Source organism: Candidatus Thermoplasmatota archaeon (assembly GCA_022848865.1).
Lineage (GTDB): Archaea > Thermoplasmatota > Thermoplasmata > RBG-16-68-12 > JAGMCJ01 > JAGMCJ01.
On sequence record JAJISE010000115.1, the window covers coordinates 1 to 588 of the forward strand.

Here is a 588-nt window from a genome sequence, read left to right on the forward strand (position 1 = left end):
GGATGGAGAGGTTCACAACGTCCTCCGGCTTCGAGAAGAGGAGACTCTACACTCCGAACGTTGTCGCAAACATGGATTACGAGGAGAGCCTCGGCTTCCCCGGGGGCTACCCGTTCACCCGGGGGCTCCACGCGACGATGTACAGGGGGCGCCTCTGGACTATGCGCCAGTTCGCGGGGTTCGGGACTGCGGGGGAGACGAACAGGCGATTCAAGTACCTCCTCGAGGAGGGGGAGACGGGGCTCAGCGTCGCCTTCGACTTCCCCACGATCCTGGGCTACGACTCCGACCACCCCCTCTCCGTGGGGGAGGTGGGGGTCTGCGGCGTCGCGGTCTCCTCCCTCAGGGACATGGAGACCCTCTTCGGGGGCATCCCCCTAGACAAGGTCTCCACGTCGATGACCATCAACGGCCCCGCCTCGGTGCTCCTCGCGATGTACACCGCCCTCGGAGACGCTCAGGGCGTGCCCCGGGACAGTCTCAGGGGGACGACCCAGAACGACATGCTCAAGGAGTTCTTCGCCCAGAACCTATGCATCTTCCCCCCAGGCCCCTCGGTGAAGCTCGTCACCGACATCGTCGAGTTCT

1 protein-coding gene is annotated in these 588 nt (G+C 64.8%); it reads left to right on the forward strand.

Annotated features, from left to right (window positions below; genetic code table 11):
* Nucleotides 1-588: methylmalonyl-CoA mutase family protein (locus tag LN415_09935; protein ID MCJ2557398.1), on the forward strand; the 588-nt coding region annotated here is incomplete at both ends.